The 15,972-nt window shown below is 69.7% G+C and carries 16 protein-coding genes; 4 read left to right on the top strand and 12 right to left on the bottom strand.

The genetic code is table 11. From position 1 onward, the window contains the following. Nucleotides 1-133 precede the first annotated feature (133 nt). Entirely contained in the window at nt 134-1,102 is a 969-nt protein-coding gene (locus BCM27_RS11190; protein ID WP_081487019.1) for a bifunctional riboflavin kinase/FAD synthetase, read from the bottom strand. Nucleotides 1,103-1,202: 100 nt separating this feature from the next. On the opposite strand from BCM27_RS11190, the gene BCM27_RS11185 reads away from it, so the two are divergent. After that, the gene (locus tag BCM27_RS11185) at nt 1,203-1,871 is read left to right on the top strand and encodes a metal-dependent transcriptional regulator (RefSeq protein ID WP_004021889.1); all 669 of its coding nucleotides are present in this window, start codon (nt 1,203-1,205) and stop codon (nt 1,869-1,871) included. A 27-nt stretch (nt 1,872-1,898) separates the two neighbouring features. Here BCM27_RS11185 and truB read toward each other — a convergent pair whose 3' ends face one another. The 10 genes from truB to rimP form a co-directional block, all read right to left on the bottom strand. Beyond that, nucleotides 1,899-2,798 carry a tRNA pseudouridine(55) synthase TruB gene (gene truB, locus BCM27_RS11180; RefSeq protein WP_004021890.1) on the bottom strand — a complete coding sequence of 300 codons (900 nt, stop codon included), beginning with the start codon at nt 2,796-2,798 and terminating at the stop codon, nt 1,899-1,901. Between the two features lies 1 nt (nt 2,799). After that, the gene (locus BCM27_RS11175) at nt 2,800-3,456 is read right to left on the bottom strand and encodes a 4'-phosphopantetheinyl transferase family protein (protein ID WP_004021891.1); all 657 of its coding nucleotides are present in this window, start codon (nt 3,454-3,456) and stop codon (nt 2,800-2,802) included. Further along, on the bottom strand, nt 3,453-4,454 hold the full coding sequence (locus tag BCM27_RS11170) for a metallophosphoesterase family protein (RefSeq protein WP_172622053.1): 1,002 nt from the start codon (nt 4,452-4,454) through the stop codon (nt 3,453-3,455). Before BCM27_RS11170 ends, BCM27_RS11175 begins: the two co-directional genes overlap by 4 nt. 28 nt (nt 4,455-4,482) lie before the next feature. Further along, entirely contained in the window at nt 4,483-5,814 is a 1,332-nt protein-coding gene (locus BCM27_RS11165; RefSeq protein ID WP_004021893.1) for an MATE family efflux transporter, read from the bottom strand. A 17-nt stretch (nt 5,815-5,831) separates the two neighbouring features. Continuing rightward, nucleotides 5,832-6,788, bottom strand: coding sequence for a DHH family phosphoesterase (locus tag BCM27_RS11160; RefSeq protein WP_004021894.1), 957 nt, complete (start codon nt 6,786-6,788; stop codon nt 5,832-5,834). Further along, nucleotides 6,785-7,237, bottom strand: a complete 453-nt coding sequence (gene rbfA / locus BCM27_RS11155; protein ID WP_004021895.1) for a 30S ribosome-binding factor RbfA — start codon at nt 7,235-7,237, stop codon at nt 6,785-6,787. Before rbfA ends, BCM27_RS11160 begins: the two co-directional genes overlap by 4 nt. A gap of 100 nt (nt 7,238-7,337) precedes the next feature. Further along, nucleotides 7,338-10,202 (bottom strand): translation initiation factor IF-2, encoded by a 2,865-nt coding sequence (gene infB, locus BCM27_RS11150; protein WP_033203474.1) that lies wholly within the window; start codon nt 10,200-10,202, stop codon nt 7,338-7,340. Nucleotides 10,203-10,301: 99 nt separating this feature from the next. Beyond that, nucleotides 10,302-10,586, bottom strand: a complete 285-nt coding sequence (locus tag BCM27_RS11145) for a YlxR family protein (protein ID WP_004019005.1) — start codon at nt 10,584-10,586, stop codon at nt 10,302-10,304. Nucleotides 10,587-10,689: 103 nt separating this feature from the next. Next, nucleotides 10,690-11,700 carry a transcription termination factor NusA gene (nusA, locus tag BCM27_RS11140; RefSeq protein WP_004572239.1) on the bottom strand — a complete coding sequence of 337 codons (1,011 nt, stop codon included), beginning with the start codon at nt 11,698-11,700 and terminating at the stop codon, nt 10,690-10,692. A gap of 16 nt (nt 11,701-11,716) precedes the next feature. Further along, nucleotides 11,717-12,313: a ribosome maturation factor RimP gene (rimP, locus tag BCM27_RS11135; RefSeq protein ID WP_004572240.1), complete on the bottom strand. Its 597-nt coding sequence runs from the start codon at nt 12,311-12,313 to the stop codon at nt 11,717-11,719. A gap of 96 nt (nt 12,314-12,409) precedes the next feature. On the opposite strand from rimP, the gene BCM27_RS11130 reads away from it, so the two are divergent. Both BCM27_RS11130 and BCM27_RS11125 read left to right on the top strand, forming a co-directional pair. Further along, nucleotides 12,410-12,973, top strand: a complete 564-nt coding sequence (locus tag BCM27_RS11130; protein WP_004572241.1) for a hypothetical protein — start codon at nt 12,410-12,412, stop codon at nt 12,971-12,973. After that, nucleotides 12,970-13,452 carry a ferritin-like domain-containing protein gene (locus BCM27_RS11125; protein WP_004572242.1) on the top strand — a complete coding sequence of 161 codons (483 nt, stop codon included), beginning with the start codon at nt 12,970-12,972 and terminating at the stop codon, nt 13,450-13,452. Before BCM27_RS11130 ends, BCM27_RS11125 begins: the two co-directional genes overlap by 4 nt. Nucleotides 13,453-13,459: 7 nt before the next feature. Here BCM27_RS11125 and BCM27_RS11120 read toward each other — a convergent pair whose 3' ends face one another. Continuing rightward, nucleotides 13,460-15,190: a proline--tRNA ligase gene (locus BCM27_RS11120; RefSeq protein WP_004572243.1), complete on the bottom strand. Its 1,731-nt coding sequence runs from the start codon at nt 15,188-15,190 to the stop codon at nt 13,460-13,462. Between BCM27_RS11120 and yaaA the strand changes: the two genes are divergently transcribed. Next, on the top strand, nt 15,189-15,971 hold the full coding sequence (gene yaaA, locus BCM27_RS11115; protein ID WP_004572244.1) for a peroxide stress protein YaaA: 783 nt from the start codon (nt 15,189-15,191) through the stop codon (nt 15,969-15,971). The genes BCM27_RS11120 and yaaA overlap by 2 nt on opposite strands. The last annotated feature ends 1 nt before the right edge of the window (nt 15,972 follow it).

Here is a 15,972-nt window from a genome sequence, read left to right as displayed (position 1 = left end):
TTTCTCAGTACCGCGTCCGAAACGACAACGATGCGCCACCGCGGACTGCAGCAACACCGACTGATCAGGCTACAGCCCGAGTGGGACGCGGCCCAAATCGGCGCCGGGAGCGCAGCGAGCGGGCCGTGGACCCTCAGCTCTCGGCCGCGGCCAGGATCTCCCTGGTCTTCGTGACGTCGTCACCCATCGCGGTGATCAGATCGTCGACGCCGTCGAACTGCTCCATGCCACGGATGCGATGGACGAAGTCGACGGCGACGTGCTGGCCGTACAGATCGGCACTCTTGTCGAGCACGAACGCCTCGACGGTGCGAGTCCGGCCGGAGAACGTCGGATTGGTGCCCACCGACACCGCGGCCTCGTACCGCTCCCCCGGCTCGACCTCGCCGACGACCGGACCGGCGCCGAGGATCGTGAACCAGGCGGCGTAGACGCCGTCGGCCGGGATGGCGGCGTACATCGGCGGCGCCACATTGGCCGTCGGGTAGCCCAGGTCGCGGCCGCGGCCGTCGCCGCGCACCACGACGCCCTCGACCCGATGCGGCCGACCGAGCGCCTCGGTGGCACGGTCCACGTCACCGGCCGCGACACAGGAACGGATGTAGGTCGACGAGAACGTCACCGCGTGTTCACCGAACAGCGACACCGATTCCACCGAGAAGCCGAATTTCCCACCGAGTTCGGCGAGCTTGGACACGTCCCCGGCCGCCTTGCGACCGAAGGTGAAGTTGTCGCCGACCACCACGACGGCGGCGTGCAGCGTCTCCACGAGGATGTCGTGGGCGAAGTCCTTCGGCGACCGGGCGGCGAGTTCGGGGGTGAACGGCATGACGCAGAAGACGTCGATGCCGAGTTCCTCGGCCAGCTCGGCGCGCCGCGTCAGCGTCGTCAGTTGCGGCGGATGGGATCCCGGCCGGACCACCTCGGACGGATGCGGATCGAATGTCATCAGCACCGCCGGCACCCCGTGCTCCTTCGCCGCCGTGGTGGCGGCGCTGATGAGCTCGGCGTGTCCCCGGTGGACACCGTCGAAGACACCGATGGTGACCACGCACCGTCCCCAGTCCGCGGGGATGTCGTCCAGACCTCGCCATCGCAACACGCGACCAGACTACGGGCACCCGGTGTTCCAAACCACCACCGCCACTCGCGTTTGCGGTGGGGTTAAGCTCTTGGTCATGCCTCGGGGATCGGATCGTCCGGTGACAGAACTGTCACAGGTGACCCAGGACTATCTCAAAGTGATCTGGACCAGCCAGGAGTGGGAGGACGTCAAGGTCACCACCAAGCTGCTGGCCCAGTCCCTCGGTGTGTCCGCATCCACCGCTTCGGAGGCGATCCGCAAGCTCGCCGACCAGGGATTCGTCTCCCACGAACCGTACGGCGCGGTCACCCTGACCGACGAGGGTCGATCCGCGGCCATCCTGATGGTGCGCCGCCATCGTCTGATCGAGACCTTCCTGGTGCGCGAACTCGGATACCGGTGGGACGAGGTGCACGATGAGGCGGAGATCCTCGAGCACGCGGTCTCCGACCGTCTGATGGCCCGGCTGGACGCGAAACTCGGTTTCCCCGACCGGGATCCACATGGTGACCCGATCCCCGCCCTGGACGGCACGATCCCCGCGCCGGACGCGGCCCTGCTCGCCGACCTGGATGTGGGGGCGTCGGGCGCCATCGCCCGGATCTCCGACACCGATCCCGAGATGCTGCGCTACTTCGATCAGGTGGGCGTCGCGCTCGACTGCGTGGTGACCGTCGCCGAGAAACGCCCGTTCGCGGGCACGATCTCGGTGTCGCTCGACGATGCCGATCCGATCGACCTCGGCGACATCGCCGCGCGCGCCATCTTCGTCGTCCCGCGCGCCTGACCCGGTCCGGGAGCGCGGTCACCGGCGTCAGCGCAGCGTCGCCGGCCGGACCACCATCACCGAACTCGCGCGACGACCCTTCTCCTGGATCAGCGCGATCGCCTGCTCCCGCGGGTCGACGACGACATAGATCTCCTTGCGTCCGATCGGCTCCAGCCACCGTCCCTGACTGATCGACTCGGCCTCGTCGTCGTCGATGTCCCGGCGCGGGAACGAGATCTTGACCGCCTCGTCGATGTCGAGGCTGACGCGCGGCTCCTCGCGCACGTCGTCGAGCGTGCGCGCATGGTCGAGGGTGAACGGGCCGACCGCGGTCCGGCGGAGTTCGGTGAGGTGCCCGCCGAGTTCCAGGGCGGCGCCGAGATCGCGTGCCAGTGACCGGATGTAGGTACCCGACGAACAGTCCACCACCACATCGAGATCGACGAACTCCCCGTCGCGCCGGGTGGCGAGCAGCTCGAAGCGGGACACGGTGACCGGGCGCGCCGCGAGGTCGAAGTCGGCGCCGGTACGCACGAGCGCGTGCGCCCGTCGGCCGTCGACCTTGATCGCGCTGACCTTCGCCGGGACCTGCTGGATGTCACCGGTGAGTTCGACCATCGCCGTGGCGATCTCGGTATCGGACACCCCGGATGCGTCCGCGGTGGAGAGGATCTCCCCCTCGCGGTCGTCGGTCGTCGTGGACGCACCGAGCCGGATCGTCGCCGTGTAGGACTTCGTGGTCAGCGACAACAGACCGAGAAGTTTTGTGGCCCTCTCGATCCCGACGACCAGGACGCCGGTCGCCATCGGGTCGAGGGTGCCCGCATGGCCGACGCGGCGGGTGTTGAAGATCTTCCGGCAGCGCGAGACGACGTCGTGGCTCGTCATACCGGCCGGCTTGTCGACGACGAGCAGCCCGGCGTTCTCGATGGTTGCGTCGGCCACGTCAGGTCAGCGCGATCGTGGTGGTGATGATGCCCCGCTCGACCAGCCAGCGACCGGAGAACTCGAGCAGCGGCGGCCCCCCGTCTGTCGCGGCCGGGTCGATGAGGATGCGCGAGGTGAACGTGCCCGACGTCGGGGTGGACTGCTCGAAGGTGATGTGCGCGTCCTCGAAACCCAGCCAGCGCTTGGCGACCGGGAACCATGCCTTGTAGGTGGCCTCCTTGGCACAGAACAGCAATCGGTCCCAGTGCAGGTCGCCCGATCGCGTCGCGAGGACCTCCCGCTCCGCGGGCAGACTGGTGTGCTCGAGCACGCCGTCGGGCAGGGCGTCGTGCGGTTCGGCGTCGATGCCGAGGGAACGCACCGACATCGCGTATGCCACGGTCGCGGCGCGGTAGCCGTCGCAGTGTGTGAGACTCCCGACGATCCCGGCCGGCCAGACGGGTGCACCCTTGTCGCCCTTGAGGATCGGGACCGGCTCGTGACCGAGCTCGCCCAGCGCCTGGCGGGCGCAGTGCCGGACGGTGGTGAACTCGCGGCGGCGCTTCTCCACCGCACGCGCGATCAGGCTCTGCTCGGCCGGCATCAGGATCAGACCGGGCGGGTCGGCGAACGCCTCCGCCGAGGCGACGCCCGCCGGCAGGAGTTGCTCGATCATCGGTTGTCCTCTCGTGCTTGGCGTTCGGCCTGTCTCTCGGCCTGCCGGGTGCGTCGCTCCGCCTGCCGCTGCTCGACGCGCTGCCGGAACTCGGCGGCGCGTTCGGCATAGTCCGGCGGCAGATCGAACCGCACCCCGTGCTCGGGCAGATCGGCCGCGCCGAGCCCATCGCCGGGAACGATGTTGCGCATCAACGGATTCGGCAGTCCGCGACGCTTCCATTCCCGCGGGTAGCCGACCGACACCTCTTCGAACCGGATGCCGTCGTACCAGGTGGTCCGCGGGATGTGGAGATGGCCGTAGACGCAGCAGGCCGCGTTGAACTCGGTGTGCCAGTCGGCCGTCAGTTCGCTGCCGCACCAGAGCGCGAACTCGGGATAGATGAGTGCGTCGCACGGTTCCCGACGCAGGGGCCAGTGATTGATCAGGATCGTCTTCTCGGCCGGATCGATGGCCTCCAGCCGGCGTCGGGTGATCTCGATCCGCGCTCGCCCCCAGGCGTCGCGGGTGGGGAACGGCTCGGGCGACAGCAGGAACTCGTCGGTCGCCACCACGTTGCGCTCCCGGGCGAGCGCGAGCGCGGTCAGCTTGTTCGCCGTGCCCTCGGGGCGGAAGGTGTAGTCGTAGAGCAGGAACATCGGGACCACGCGGACCGGATCCGAGCCGTCACCCGGGTCGAAGAGCGGATAGATGTCCTCCGGGGTGACCACACCGATGTCGCGGCAGGCCTGCACCAGGTAGTCGTAGCGCGCGACCCCGAACACCTGCAGCGGATCCTTGGCCGTCGTGTACAGCTCGTGATTGCCCGGCACCCAGACGACGGTGGCGAAGCGCGCCCGCAGTCGACGCAAGGTGTCGACGACGTCGTCGGTGCGTTCGGCGACATCACCGGCCACGATGAGCCAGTCCTCCGGCGACGTCGGCCGAATGCTGTCGATGATGTGCTCGTTGCCCCGATGTGCGATGTGCAGATCGCTGATCGCCCACAGAGTAGCCACGAGGATCCATCGTGCCAGAGTCGCGGTCTCAGGCGCGGACCGCACCCGCCTGCCGCCAGCGTCCGGATCGGATCCGCCACACCACGGTGGCCAGCCGGACGAGCATGAACACCACCAGGCCCGACCAGACGCCGGCGAGGCCCCAGTCGAACACCAGCGACAGCCAGATCAGTGGCAGAAAGCCGACCAGGGCGCCGGTGAGTGTCGCGGTGCGCAGGAAGGCGGCGTCGCCGCTGCCGAGCAGGACGCCGTCGAGCGCGAAGACCACCCCGGCGATCGGCAGCATCCCGACGAAGAACCACCACGGCACACCCACGGCATCGAGGACCGCGGCGTCGGAGGTGAAGATGCGCGGGATCAGCGTCGCGCCGGCGGCGAACAGTGCACCCATCGCGGTGGCGGCGACCACGGACACCGCGGTGACGCGACGGGCCACGGAGTCGGCGGCGCCGAGGCGTCCCGCACCGAGTGCGGCGCCGACCAGGGCCTGGGCGGCGATGGCCAGCGAGTCGAGGAACAGCGCCATGAACTCCCACAGCTGCAGCACCAGCTGATGAGCGGCGACCTGGGCCACCCCGAATCGGGCGGCGACTGCGGCCGCGGACACGAAGCAGATCTGGAACGACAGACTGCGCACGACCAGATCACGCGCCATGACCAGCTGGGCGCGGATGATCGACCAGTCGGGCGCGAAGGCGCGCGAACCCGGGACCCGTCGCGCCTCACGGACCACTCGCACGGCGAACAGCATGCCGGTCACACCCTGTCCGATCACGTTGGCCACCGCGCTGCCGTCCAGGCCCAGACGCGGGAACGGGCCGATGCCGTGGACCAGTCCGACGACGAGCACCGCGGCGAGGGACAGACCGACCACGACGTAGACGACCGGACGACGCGTGTCCTGCACTCCGCGCATCCACCCGTTGCCCGCCATCGACAACAGGATCAGCGGGACACCGAACATCGCGATCCGCAGCCAGCCCGCCGCGTCCTGGGCGACCGCGGCCGACTCCGGCGACGACGTTCCGACCAGCAGGCGCATCACGACCGGGGCACACGGATACGCCACCGCGACGATCAGGATGCCGACCGCCACCGCGATCCAACTCGCCTGCACGCCTTCGACGACCGCACCGGGCCGGTCACCGGAACCGAAGCGTCGCGCGGACCGGGCCGTGGTGCCGTAGGACAGGAAGGTCAGCTGGGTGCTGACGATCGAGAGCACCAGGGTGCCGACTCCCAGTGCGGCCAGTTGTTCGCCGCCCAGACGTCCCACGACGGCAAGGTCGAGCAGGAGGTAGAGCGGAGGCGCGATGAGAACCGCGAGAGCCGAGACGGTCAGCGTGGCGATGCGCGCCACGCCTGGGGAATCCTCGCTCAGAGCGACTCCAGCAACCTGGCGACCACGTCGTCAGCGGTACCGGTGTCGCTGTACCCGGAGGCCTGACGATGTCCGCCGCCACCATGGGCCCGGGCGATCGGGACGAGATCGACGATGTCCTTGGATCGCAGCGAGACCGTCCACCTCCCCGGCTCGCTCTCCTTGAAGACCGCGGCCACCTCGGCTTCGCGCGCGGTACGGATCGTGTCGATCACGCTCTCGGCCTCGTCCCAACTCATCCCGGCCAGTGCCTGGTGATCGACGATCGCGTAGACGAGACCCTCGCCGTTGCACGCCGACGGGGCGAGCTGGGCCGACGCCAGGACGCCCGACATCATCGAGAACCACGCGAACGGATGCGAGTCGAACAGGATGCGGCTCCACCTCCGCGCGTCGACGCCGGTCTCGAGGAGTCGGGCCGCAACCCGGAACGACGCCGGACGAGCCCACCGGAACGAACCGGTGTCGGTGCTGAGACCGGCGTAGATGCAGGTGGCGATGTCGGCGTCGAGTTCAACGCCCAGGTCGTCGAGGACGTCGAGCACCAGGACCGCGGTGCAGTCGGCGTCCGGGTCGACCAGGTCGAGGTCCCCGAAGCCGGGATTCGACGCATGGTGGTCGATCACAACCGAGGTCTGCGCCGCGGTGAACGTCGCGCCGAGCGATTCGAGACGATCGAGATTGGCGGCGTCGACCGCCACCACGAGCGGATGTCCGACGACCTGCGCGGGCGAACACAGCAGCTTGCTGCCGGGCAGCCCGGCGAGCGACGCCGGGAGTTGCTCGGTCCCCGGGTAGGACACCTCGACGTCGACGCCCCGGCGGTCGAGTGCCAGCCCCAGCGCCAGACCACTGCCGATCGTGTCCGCATCGGGGCGCACATGACAGCAGATGGTCACCGCGGTCGCAGAGGCCAGCGTCGCGGCGATCGCCGCGCTCGACGAACCGCTCACTCTTCGGTACCGGTGGAGTCGTCCGCCGAACGGTACGGGTCCGAATCGCCCGCCGGCTTCGCCTCCGCCGCACGCCGGGCGACGATTTCGTCGTTCGCGCGGGCGCGGGCGACGAGCTCCTCCATCTGACGTGCCGCGTCGGGCACCGTGTCGAGTACGAAACGCAGCGTCGGGGTGAAGCGCACCCCGGTGCCCGCGCCGACCTTCGACCTCAGCACGCCGGTCGCTTTCGCCAGCCCCGCGGCCGCGGCCTCGACATCGGGCTCGGCATCGATGGATTCGCCCATCACGGTGTAGTAGATCGTCGCGTCGTGCAGGTCGTTGGTCACCCGGGCATCGGTGACGGTGACATACGCCAGTCGCGGATCCTTGATCTCGTGCGCGATCGCCGACGCGACGATCGACGAGATCCGCTTGGCCAGGCGCTGAGCTCGTGCCGGATCAGCCATTACAGGACTCCTTCCGTAGCGCTGCGTGCGCGCCGACCGGAAACCGGTCGGCGCGCACCACAGCTGTCGAGATGTCGTACGAGGGCAGTCGCTGCCGCGATCAGTCGCGCGGCTTCTCCCGCAGCTCGTAGGTCTCGATCACGTCGTCCACCTTGATGTCCGAGTAGGTCAGCGTGAGACCACATTCGTAGCCTTCGCGAACCTCGGTGGCATCGTCCTTCTCGCGCTTGAGCGAGGAGACGGTGAGGTTCTCGGCGACCACCACGTTGTCGCGCAACAGGCGGGCCTTGGCGTTGCGCCGCATGATGCCCGACTGCACGAGACAACCGGCGATGTTGCCGACCTTCGACGACTTGAAGATCGCGCGGATCTCGGCGCGGCCGAGCTCCACCTCTTCGTAGATCGGCTTGAGCATGCCCTTCAGCGCGCTCTCGATCTCGTCGATGGCCTGGTAGATCACCGAGTAGTACCGGATGTCGACGCCCTCGCGGTTGGCCAGCTCGGTGGCCTTGCCCTCCGCACGGACGTTGAAGCCGATGATGATCGCATCCGAGGCCGCCGCCAGGTTGACGTTGGTCTCGGTCACGCCACCCACGCCGCGGTCGATGATCCGTAGCGAGACCTCGTCGCCCATCTCGATGTTCAGCAGCGCCTCTTCGAGGGCCTCGACCGTACCCGAGTTGTCACCCTTGAGGATGAGGTTGAGCTGGCTGGTCTCCTTGAGCGCCGAATCCAGGTCTTCCAGGCTGATCCGCTTGCGGCTGCGTGCGGCCAGCGCGTTGCGCTTGCGCGCGTTGCGCCGGTCGGCGATCTGCCGTGCGATGCGGTCCTCCTCGACCACGAGCAGGTTGTCGCCTGCGCCAGGGACCGAGGTGAAACCGATGACCTGCACCGGACGCGACGGCAGCGCCTCGGGGACGTCGTCGCCGTGCTCGTCGACCATGCGACGGACACGTCCGTAGGCGTCACCGGCGACGATCGAGTCGCCGACCTTCAGCGTGCCGCGCTGGACCAGCACGGTCGCCACCGGGCCACGGCCGCGGTCGAGGTGCGCCTCGATGGCGACACCCTGGGCGTCCATGTCCGGGTTGGCCCGCAGGTCGAGCGACGCGTCCGCGGTGAGCAGGACGGCTTCGAGCAGCGCGTCGATGTTCTCGCCCTGCTTGGCCGAGATGTCGACGAACATGGCGTCGCCGCCGTACTCCTCGGGGATCAGACCGTATTCGGTCAGCTGTCCGCGGATCTTCTGCGGGTCGGCGCCTTCCTTGTCGATCTTGTTCACCGCGACCACGATCGGCACGTCGGCCGCCTGGGCATGGTTGACCGCCTCCACCGTCTGCGGCATGACGCCGTCGTCGGCCGCGACGACGAGGATCGCGATGTCGGTCGCCTTGGCACCGCGGGCACGCATGGCGGTGAACGCCTCGTGACCCGGGGTGTCGATGAACGTGATCAGGCGATCCTCGCCGTTGAGGTGGGTGTTCACCTGGTAGGCACCGATGTGCTGGGTGATACCGCCGGCCTCGCCCTCACGGACGTTGGCCTTGCGGATCGTGTCGAGCAGTCGGGTCTTACCGTGATCGACGTGGCCCATGACGGTGACCACGGGCGGACGCTGTTCGAGGTCTTCCTCGCCGCCCTCGTCCTCGCCGTAGGTGAGGTCGAAGCTGTCGAGGAGCTCGCGGTCCTCGTCCTCGGGGCTGACCACCTGGACGCGGTAGTTCATCTCCGAGCCGAGCAGCTCGAGCGTCTCGTCGTTGACCGACTCGGTCGCGGTGACCATCTCGCCGAGGTTGAACAACGCCTGGACCAGCGATGCCGGGTTGGCGTCGATCTTGTCGGCGAAATCGGACAGCGACGCGCCACGGGCGAGACGGATGATCTCGCCGTTGCCGCGCGGCAGCCGGACGCCACCGACGGCCGGTGCCTGCATGTTCTCGTATTCGGCGCGTTTCGCCCGCTTCGACTTGCGACCACGGCGCGGTGCACCACCGGGACGACCGAAGGCGCCTGCAGCGCCGCCGCGGCCACGGCCGCCACCGCCACCGCCGCCGGGACGACCGCGGAAGCCGCCACCTGCGGGTGCACCGGGTGCACCGCCGCCGCCACCGGGGCCACCGCGGTATCCGCCGCCGCCACCGCCACGGCCGCCGCCACCGCCGGGTCCGCCACGACCACCCGGGCGGGCGTCCGGACGGGCCGCGCGCGACGGCATGGCGCCGGGACTCGGGCGCGGGGGCATGTTGCCGGGATTGGGTCGGGGGCCGCCCTGACCGGGAGCGGGACGACCGCCGCCGGGACGCGGACCACCCTGGCCGGCCGGGCCGGGACGACCGCCGCCGGGACGCGGGCCGCCCTGTCCCGGACCGGGACGGGCAGCCGGACGCGGCGCGGGCGCCGGTGCCGACGAGTACGGGTTGTTGCCCACCCGCGGGGTGCGCGGGCCCGGCTTCGGGCCGGGACGCGCGCCCGGGGACGGTGCCGGGGCCGCAGGTGCCGCCGACGCGGCCGGGGCCTGCGGGGCGGGTGCCGCGGGGGCGGGCTTCGGGCTGGGACGTTCCGCCGCCGGTGCGGGCGCAGCCGGCGCCGGGGTCTCCACCGGTGCGGGTGCGGGCTTGGGTGCGCCGGGCTTCGGGCCGCCGGTCCGCGGACCGGGGCTCGGGCGGTCGGCGGCGGGTGCCGCCGGGGTCGCAGATGCACCGGGCTTCGGTGCACTGGTGGTGCCGGACGGCTTGGGTCCGGGCTTTGCGCTCTGGCGCGGGCCGGGGGCCGGGGACGACTTGGAGTCCTTGGCTCCCCCGTCCTTGCCGGGGAATGATTCACGCAGTCGACGGGCCACGGGGGCCTCTACCGTCGACGACGCCGATTTGACGAACTCGCCCTGTTCCTTGAGTCGCTCGAGCACCTGTTTGCTGGTGACGCCGAGTTCCTTGGCCAGTTCGTGCACGCGGGCTTTGCCTGCCACTGCTCTCCTCACTTGGAGGCCAAGCGGCTCACCCGCTACGGCCTCGATTTAAGTCCGGTACATGCTCATCGTGACTTCACGGTGTGCTCATGTCTTCTGCTACCTGTTCTGGCTCCGGGGAGCCTTCCTCTGGTGGGTGATCGCGCCGAGCTGTTCGGTGAGATCGTCCGGGTCCACGGTCAGACCGGGGGTCCGGAGCGCCGTGGCGAAGGCCCGGCGTCGCGTCGCGGTGGAGATGCACTCCGCCCGCGCGTGCAGCCACGCGCCTCGCCCCGGCATGGTCTTCGCGGGATCGACCACGACTGTCGGGGTGCCGTCGCGCACTTGCGCCACGACACGAACCAACTCGACGGCCTCTGCCCGCTGCCGACAGCCGATGCACATCCGGATGGGTGTGCCGTCGACGGGCGACCGTGGGGCGGATCGCTGAACCATCGATCAGTCTAGCGCGAGCGAACGCGCGGAGGACAATCGACCGTCGCGCGCGTCACTCCTGCCCCGCCTCGGCGGCCGGCGCGGCGTCGGATCTGATGTCGATCCGCCACCCCGTCAGCCGGGCCGCGAGTCGGGCGTTCTGGCCTTCTTTGCCGATGGCCAGCGAAAGCTGGTAGTCGGGCACAACGACCCGCGCGGCCTTGAGTTCGGCGTCGACAACGGTCACCGACACAACCTTCGCGGGTGACAGTGCATTCCCGACGAAGGCCGCCGGGTCGGAGTCGAAGTCGATGATGTCGATCTTCTCGCCGGCGAGTTCGCTCATCACGTTGCGCACGCGCTGACCCATCGGCCCGATGCACGCGCCCTTGGCGTTGAGGCCGGAGACCCCGGTGTGTACGGCGATCTTCGACCGGTGTCCGGCCTCCCGCGCCACGGCGACGATCTCGACGCTGCCGTCCTCGATCTCGGGCACTTCGAGCGAGAACAGCTTGCGCACCAGGTTCGGGTGGGTCCGGGACAGGGTGATCTGGGGTCCGCGGGGTCCACGGCTGACCCCGACGACGTAGCACTTGATCCGGTCGCCGTGGGTGTAGACCTCGCCGGGCACCTGCTCGGCGGGCGGGATGATCCCCTCGGTGGAGTTGGCGTCGCTGCCGATCTGGACGACGACCATGCCCCGGGCGTTGGCGCGTGAGTCCTGCTGCACGACGCCACCGACGATCTCGCCCTCGTGGGCCACGAGGTCGCCGAAGTTCTTCTCGTTCTCCGCGTCGCGCAGACGTTGCAGGATGACCTGCCGCGCGGTCGTCGCCGCGATGCGTCCGAATCCCTCGGGGGTGTCGTCCCACTCGTGGACGACATTTCCGTCCTGGTCGACCTCCTGTGCCATCACACGGACGGCGCCGGACTTGCGGTTGACGTCGACGCGGGCGTGCGGCGCGAATCCGTCGGTGTGCCGATAGGCGGTCAGCAGCGCGGTCTCGATCGCCGTGATGACGGTCTCGATCGAGATGCCCTTGTCGGCCTCGATCATTCGCAGGGCGGCGATGTCGATGTTCATGTCGTCGGTCTCCTATTCACTTGTCGTGTTCGGTTGTCGTGTCCAGCCGGCGTGCCGCGGCGGGTGCGCGGCGCGCCTCGATCTCGTGCGGTTCGAGGCCGCACAGTTCCAGTTCGCGGACGCTGGGCTGGGAGAAGTCGACCTGCACCACGGCCGTGGTCACCGAGCCGAGCTCGACCGTCTTTACCGCTATCCGTCCCTTGTGGTTCGCGACCACCTCGACCGCCGGGGCCGGGTCGTCGAGCAGCCTGCCGATGCGGCCGGTGACCGTGCGCGCGGGCGAGTCGGGGTCGCCCGTCAGCTCGACGACCACCCGGCGGCCGGTGTTGCGGCGCCAGTGCCGGGGCAGGGTCAGTGGGCTCTCGACGCCGCGCGAGGTCACCTCGAGCACATATGCGAGGTCGGCGAAAGCGGGGGTGGCGTCGAGGAGGTCGGAGATCTCGGTGCTGAGGCCGGCGAGGACGTCGAGGTCGCTGCCGCCGTCGCGGTCGACCACGATCGACAGTTCCTCCTGGCCGTCACGGGTGCGTACCGCGACGTCTTCGAGGTCGAATCCCCGTTCGGCGACAAGCTTTTGGACGAGTTCGCTCACGTGCGTCGGGCTGATCGGCATGCCACTCCCCTCGTCTTCAGTTGTCGGGCCGTGCCGGGTGTCGCACGACGTTGCTCCGAACATCGTAGTGGATCGATCGGGTGGAGAACTGCTGGCATGATGTCCCGGGTGAGCATGCCCCCGATCGCGCGACGGACCGTGCGGCACCCGATCGACCGGCGCACGGCGTTGCGCGGCGGACTCCTCGCGGGTGCCGCCGTGATCGGTGCCGGCGCGGCCGGTGTCGGACTGACCGGTTGCGATTCGTCACCCTCCGCGGAGACCCTCCTCGCCGAAGACCTCGTGCCTCTGGTGCGGTCGGCGACCGCCGACGAGAGCACCGCGCGCGCCCTGGTCGCCGTCGAGCCCGCCTACGCGACCGCGCTCGGGGTCGTGGCCGATCAGCGCGCGCAGCACGCCCGCGCGCTGCGTGAGGAGATCATCCGCCTCGACCAGGACGTGGCGGCGACCCTCGATCGCCCGGCCACCTCCTCGACCGCCGCGACCACGGCTGCGGGCGCGCCCCCCGCCGCACCGTCGTTGGCCCGGCTCCGCACCGATCTCGATGCCGCGGCCGGGCAGGCCCGTACGATCGCCCTCGCCGCGGGCGGGTATGTCTCCGGGCTCACCGGCTCCGTCGCCGCCGCGGTCACATCGATGCGAGAGGTGCAGCTGGCATGACCTCACCACTGAGCACGACCCCGAACAGCCCGGCCGCACAGGCCGATTCCGACGATCCGCTCGCCGTCGCCGCCGAGGCGGAGAACGCCGCCGTCTTCACCTACGGCGTCATCACCGCGTTCGTCGCCGCATCGCGCCGACGCACCGTCGCCGACTACGCCGACGCGCACCGGGCGCGTCGCGACGAGATCGAGCGGGCGATCGAGGCGGCGGGGAACACACCGCCGCCGGCCGCCGCCGGTTACACGCTTCCCGTCGAGGTCACCGATCCGACCACCGCGGCCCGCGCGGCCCTCGCCGCCGAGATCGACTGCACGGTCGCCTATCGCGCATTGCTGGAACAGGCCGACGACGAGACCGGCCGGCGGATCGGCGTCGACGGACTGACCGAGAGTTCGGTGCGCGCCGCCCGGTGGCGGGTGGTGCTGCAGGAGAGCCCGGTCACGGTGGCGTTCCCCGGGTCTCCCGCACAGGGCTGAGCCGCGATCAGGCCCGGGCGGCCGCCACCACCGTGTCGACCGCGGCGTCGACCGCGACCTCGGCGGCCTCGCCGGTGAAGCGATCCCGGATCTCGATGGTGCCGTTGGCATATCCCCGTCCGACGACCACGACGGTCGGCATGCCGAGGAGTTCGGCATCCTTGAACTTCACACCCGGAGAGGCTTTCCGGTCGTCGAGGAGCACTTCGAGCCCGGCCGCGTCGAGGTCGGCGGCGAGCTGTTCGGCGCCCGCGACGGCGGCCTCGTCCTTGTTGGCGATGACGAGGTGAACGGCGAACGGCGCCACCGACTTCGGCCAGCGCAGACCCTTGTCATCGTGGGACTGCTCGGCGATGACCGCGACCAGACGCGACACCCCGACCCCGTACGACCCCTGGGTGAGGCGGACCGGTTTGCCGTTCTCGCCGAGGACGTCGACCTCGAAGGCGTCGGTGTACTTCTGGCCGAGCTGGAAGATGTGCCCGATCTCGATACCCTTGGCGCTCACCAGGGGTCCGGCGCCGTCGGGCGACGGATCGCCGTCCCGGATCTCGGCCGCCTCGACCGTTCCGTCGGGCGTGAAGTCGCGACCCGCGACGAGCCCGACGTAGTGCCGGCCCGGCTCGTCGGCACCGGTGATCCACGCGGTCCCGTCGACGACGCGCGGATCGACGAGGTAGCGGACCCCGTTCGCGGCCAGCGCCTTCGGTCCGATGTATCCCTTCACCAGGAAGGGGTTCGCGGCGAAGTCGGCATCGGTGAGCAACTCCACCTCGGCCGGCTCGACCGAGGCCTCGAGACGCTTGAAGTCGACCTCGCGGTCACCCGGGACGCCGATGCCGGTGATCTCCCAATCACCACCCGGCGCACGGAGTTTGACCAAGACGTTCTTGAGTGTGTCGGCGCCGCTGTACTGCCCGGAGAGCGTCGCGTTCGCCCAGTCGACGAGGCTGTCGATCGTCGGGGTACCGGGTGTGTCGTGGACGACCGCCGCGGGCAGGTCGTCGTACGGCAACGGGTCGGGCGCGCGGGTGATGACCGCCTCGACGTTGGCGGCGTAGCCGGACTCGACGCAGCGCACGAACGTGTCCTCGCCGACCGCGGACTCCGCCAGGAACTCCTCGGACGCACTGCCTCCCATCGCGCCGGAGGTCGCGGCGACGATGACGTACTCGATCCGCAAGCGCTCGAAGATCTTCTGGTAGGCCTCGCGGTGCGCGTTGTAGGCGGCCTTGAGTCCGTCGTCGTCGAGGTCGAAGGAGTAGGCGTCCTTCATCACGAACTCGCGGCCGCGGAGGATGCCCGCGCGCGGCCGTTCCTCGTCGCGGTACTTGGTCTGGATCTGGTAGAGGATGACCGGCATGTCCTTGTAGGACGAGTACTCGCCCTTGACCAGGGTCGCGAACAGCTCCTCATGCGTCGGGCCGAGGAGCATGTCGGCACCCTTGCGGTCCTTGAGGCGGAACAGCGCGTCCCCGTATTCGGTCCAGCGGTTGGTGGTGTCGTAGGGCTCACGCGGCAGCAGGGCCGGCAGGAGGATCTCCTGGCCGCCGATGGCGTTCATCTCCTCGCGGACGACGTTCTCGATCGCCTTGAGCACGCGCAATCCCAGCGGCAGCCACGAGTACACGCCGGGTGCGACCCGGCGGACGTAACCGGCTCTGACCAGCAGCTTGTGGCTGGGGACCTCGGCGTCGGCGGGGTCGTCGCGCAGGGTCCGCAGGAACAGGGTCGACATGCGTGTGATCACGACCAACCAGCTTAGTTATGGTGTTGCGGTGCTCGTCATCCTGCCTCCCTCAGAGACGAAATCCGACGGCGGCCGCGGGGCTCCCCTGGATCTCGACACGCTGTCCTTCCCCGAGCTGAACCCCGTCCGCAAACAGCTCGCCGAGGCGCTCGTCGCCCTGTCCGCCGACCTCGACGCCAGTCGCACCGCGCTCGGTCTCGGGGCCACCCAGCTCGCCGAGGTCGACCGCAACGCCGAACTCTGGCTCTCGCCCACGCGGCCGGCGCTCGAGCGCTACACCGGCGTCCTGTACGACGCGCTCGACCACCGGTCGCTGACCCGGGCGGGCAAGACGAAGGCGGCCGACCGGCTGGCGATCGGCTCGGCGCTGTTCGGCGTGGTGCGAGCACCCGATCCGATTCCCGCCTACCGCCTCTCGGGCGGGTCCAAGCTGCCCGGCATGCCGACCCTGGCGGCGCTGTGGAAATCGGACCTGTCCCCCGCGCTGGACGCGGTCGACGACTTCGTCGTGGACCTGCGGTCGGGTGTCTACCACCAGCTCGGACCGGTACGCGACGCGGTGACGGCGACGGTCATGACCGAGCAGACCGACGGATCGCGCAAAGTGGTGAGCCATTTCAACAAGCACTACAAGGGCCTCATGGCGCGCGAATTGGTCCGCACGCGCCGCACCGTCCGCGACGTCGACGGACTGGCCGCGGTCCTCGCCGACGCCGGACAGCGGGTGGAGATCGAGGCTCCCGACCGCATCGTCGTGCTGACCGACTGAC

The organism is Gordonia terrae (genome assembly GCF_001698225.1).
Classification (GTDB): domain Bacteria; phylum Actinomycetota; class Actinomycetes; order Mycobacteriales; family Mycobacteriaceae; genus Gordonia; species Gordonia terrae.
The sequence above is the reverse complement of the archived record's forward strand: the minus strand, read 5'-3'. Positions and strand labels throughout refer to the sequence as shown.

What these genes read in the sequence shown, in the direction of transcription:
- nusA (WP_004572239.1), bottom strand. Translation starts at nt 11,700, where the DNA reads ATGAACATCGACATCGCCGCCCTGCGAATGATCGAGGCCGACAAGGGC.
- BCM27_RS11120 (WP_004572243.1), bottom strand. Translation starts at nt 15,190, where the DNA reads ATGTCGACCCTGTTCCTGCGGACCCTGCGCGACGACCCCGCCGACGCC.
- yaaA (WP_004572244.1), top strand. Translation starts at nt 15,189, where the DNA reads ATGCGTGTGATCACGACCAACCAGCTTAGTTATGGTGTTGCGGTGCTC.
- BCM27_RS11125 (WP_004572242.1), top strand. Translation starts at nt 12,970, where the DNA reads ATGACCTCACCACTGAGCACGACCCCGAACAGCCCGGCCGCACAGGCC.
- BCM27_RS11145 (WP_004019005.1), bottom strand. Translation starts at nt 10,586, where the DNA reads ATGTGCATCGGCTGTCGGCAGCGGGCAGAGGCCGTCGAGTTGGTTCGT.
- rbfA (WP_004021895.1), bottom strand. Translation starts at nt 7,237, where the DNA reads ATGGCTGATCCGGCACGAGCTCAGCGCCTGGCCAAGCGGATCTCGTCG.
- BCM27_RS11130 (WP_004572241.1), top strand. Translation starts at nt 12,410, where the DNA reads ATGATGTCCCGGGTGAGCATGCCCCCGATCGCGCGACGGACCGTGCGG.
- BCM27_RS11175 (WP_004021891.1), bottom strand. Translation starts at nt 3,456, where the DNA reads ATGATCGAGCAACTCCTGCCGGCGGGCGTCGCCTCGGCGGAGGCGTTC.
- rimP (WP_004572240.1), bottom strand. Translation starts at nt 12,313, where the DNA reads ATGCCGATCAGCCCGACGCACGTGAGCGAACTCGTCCAAAAGCTTGTC.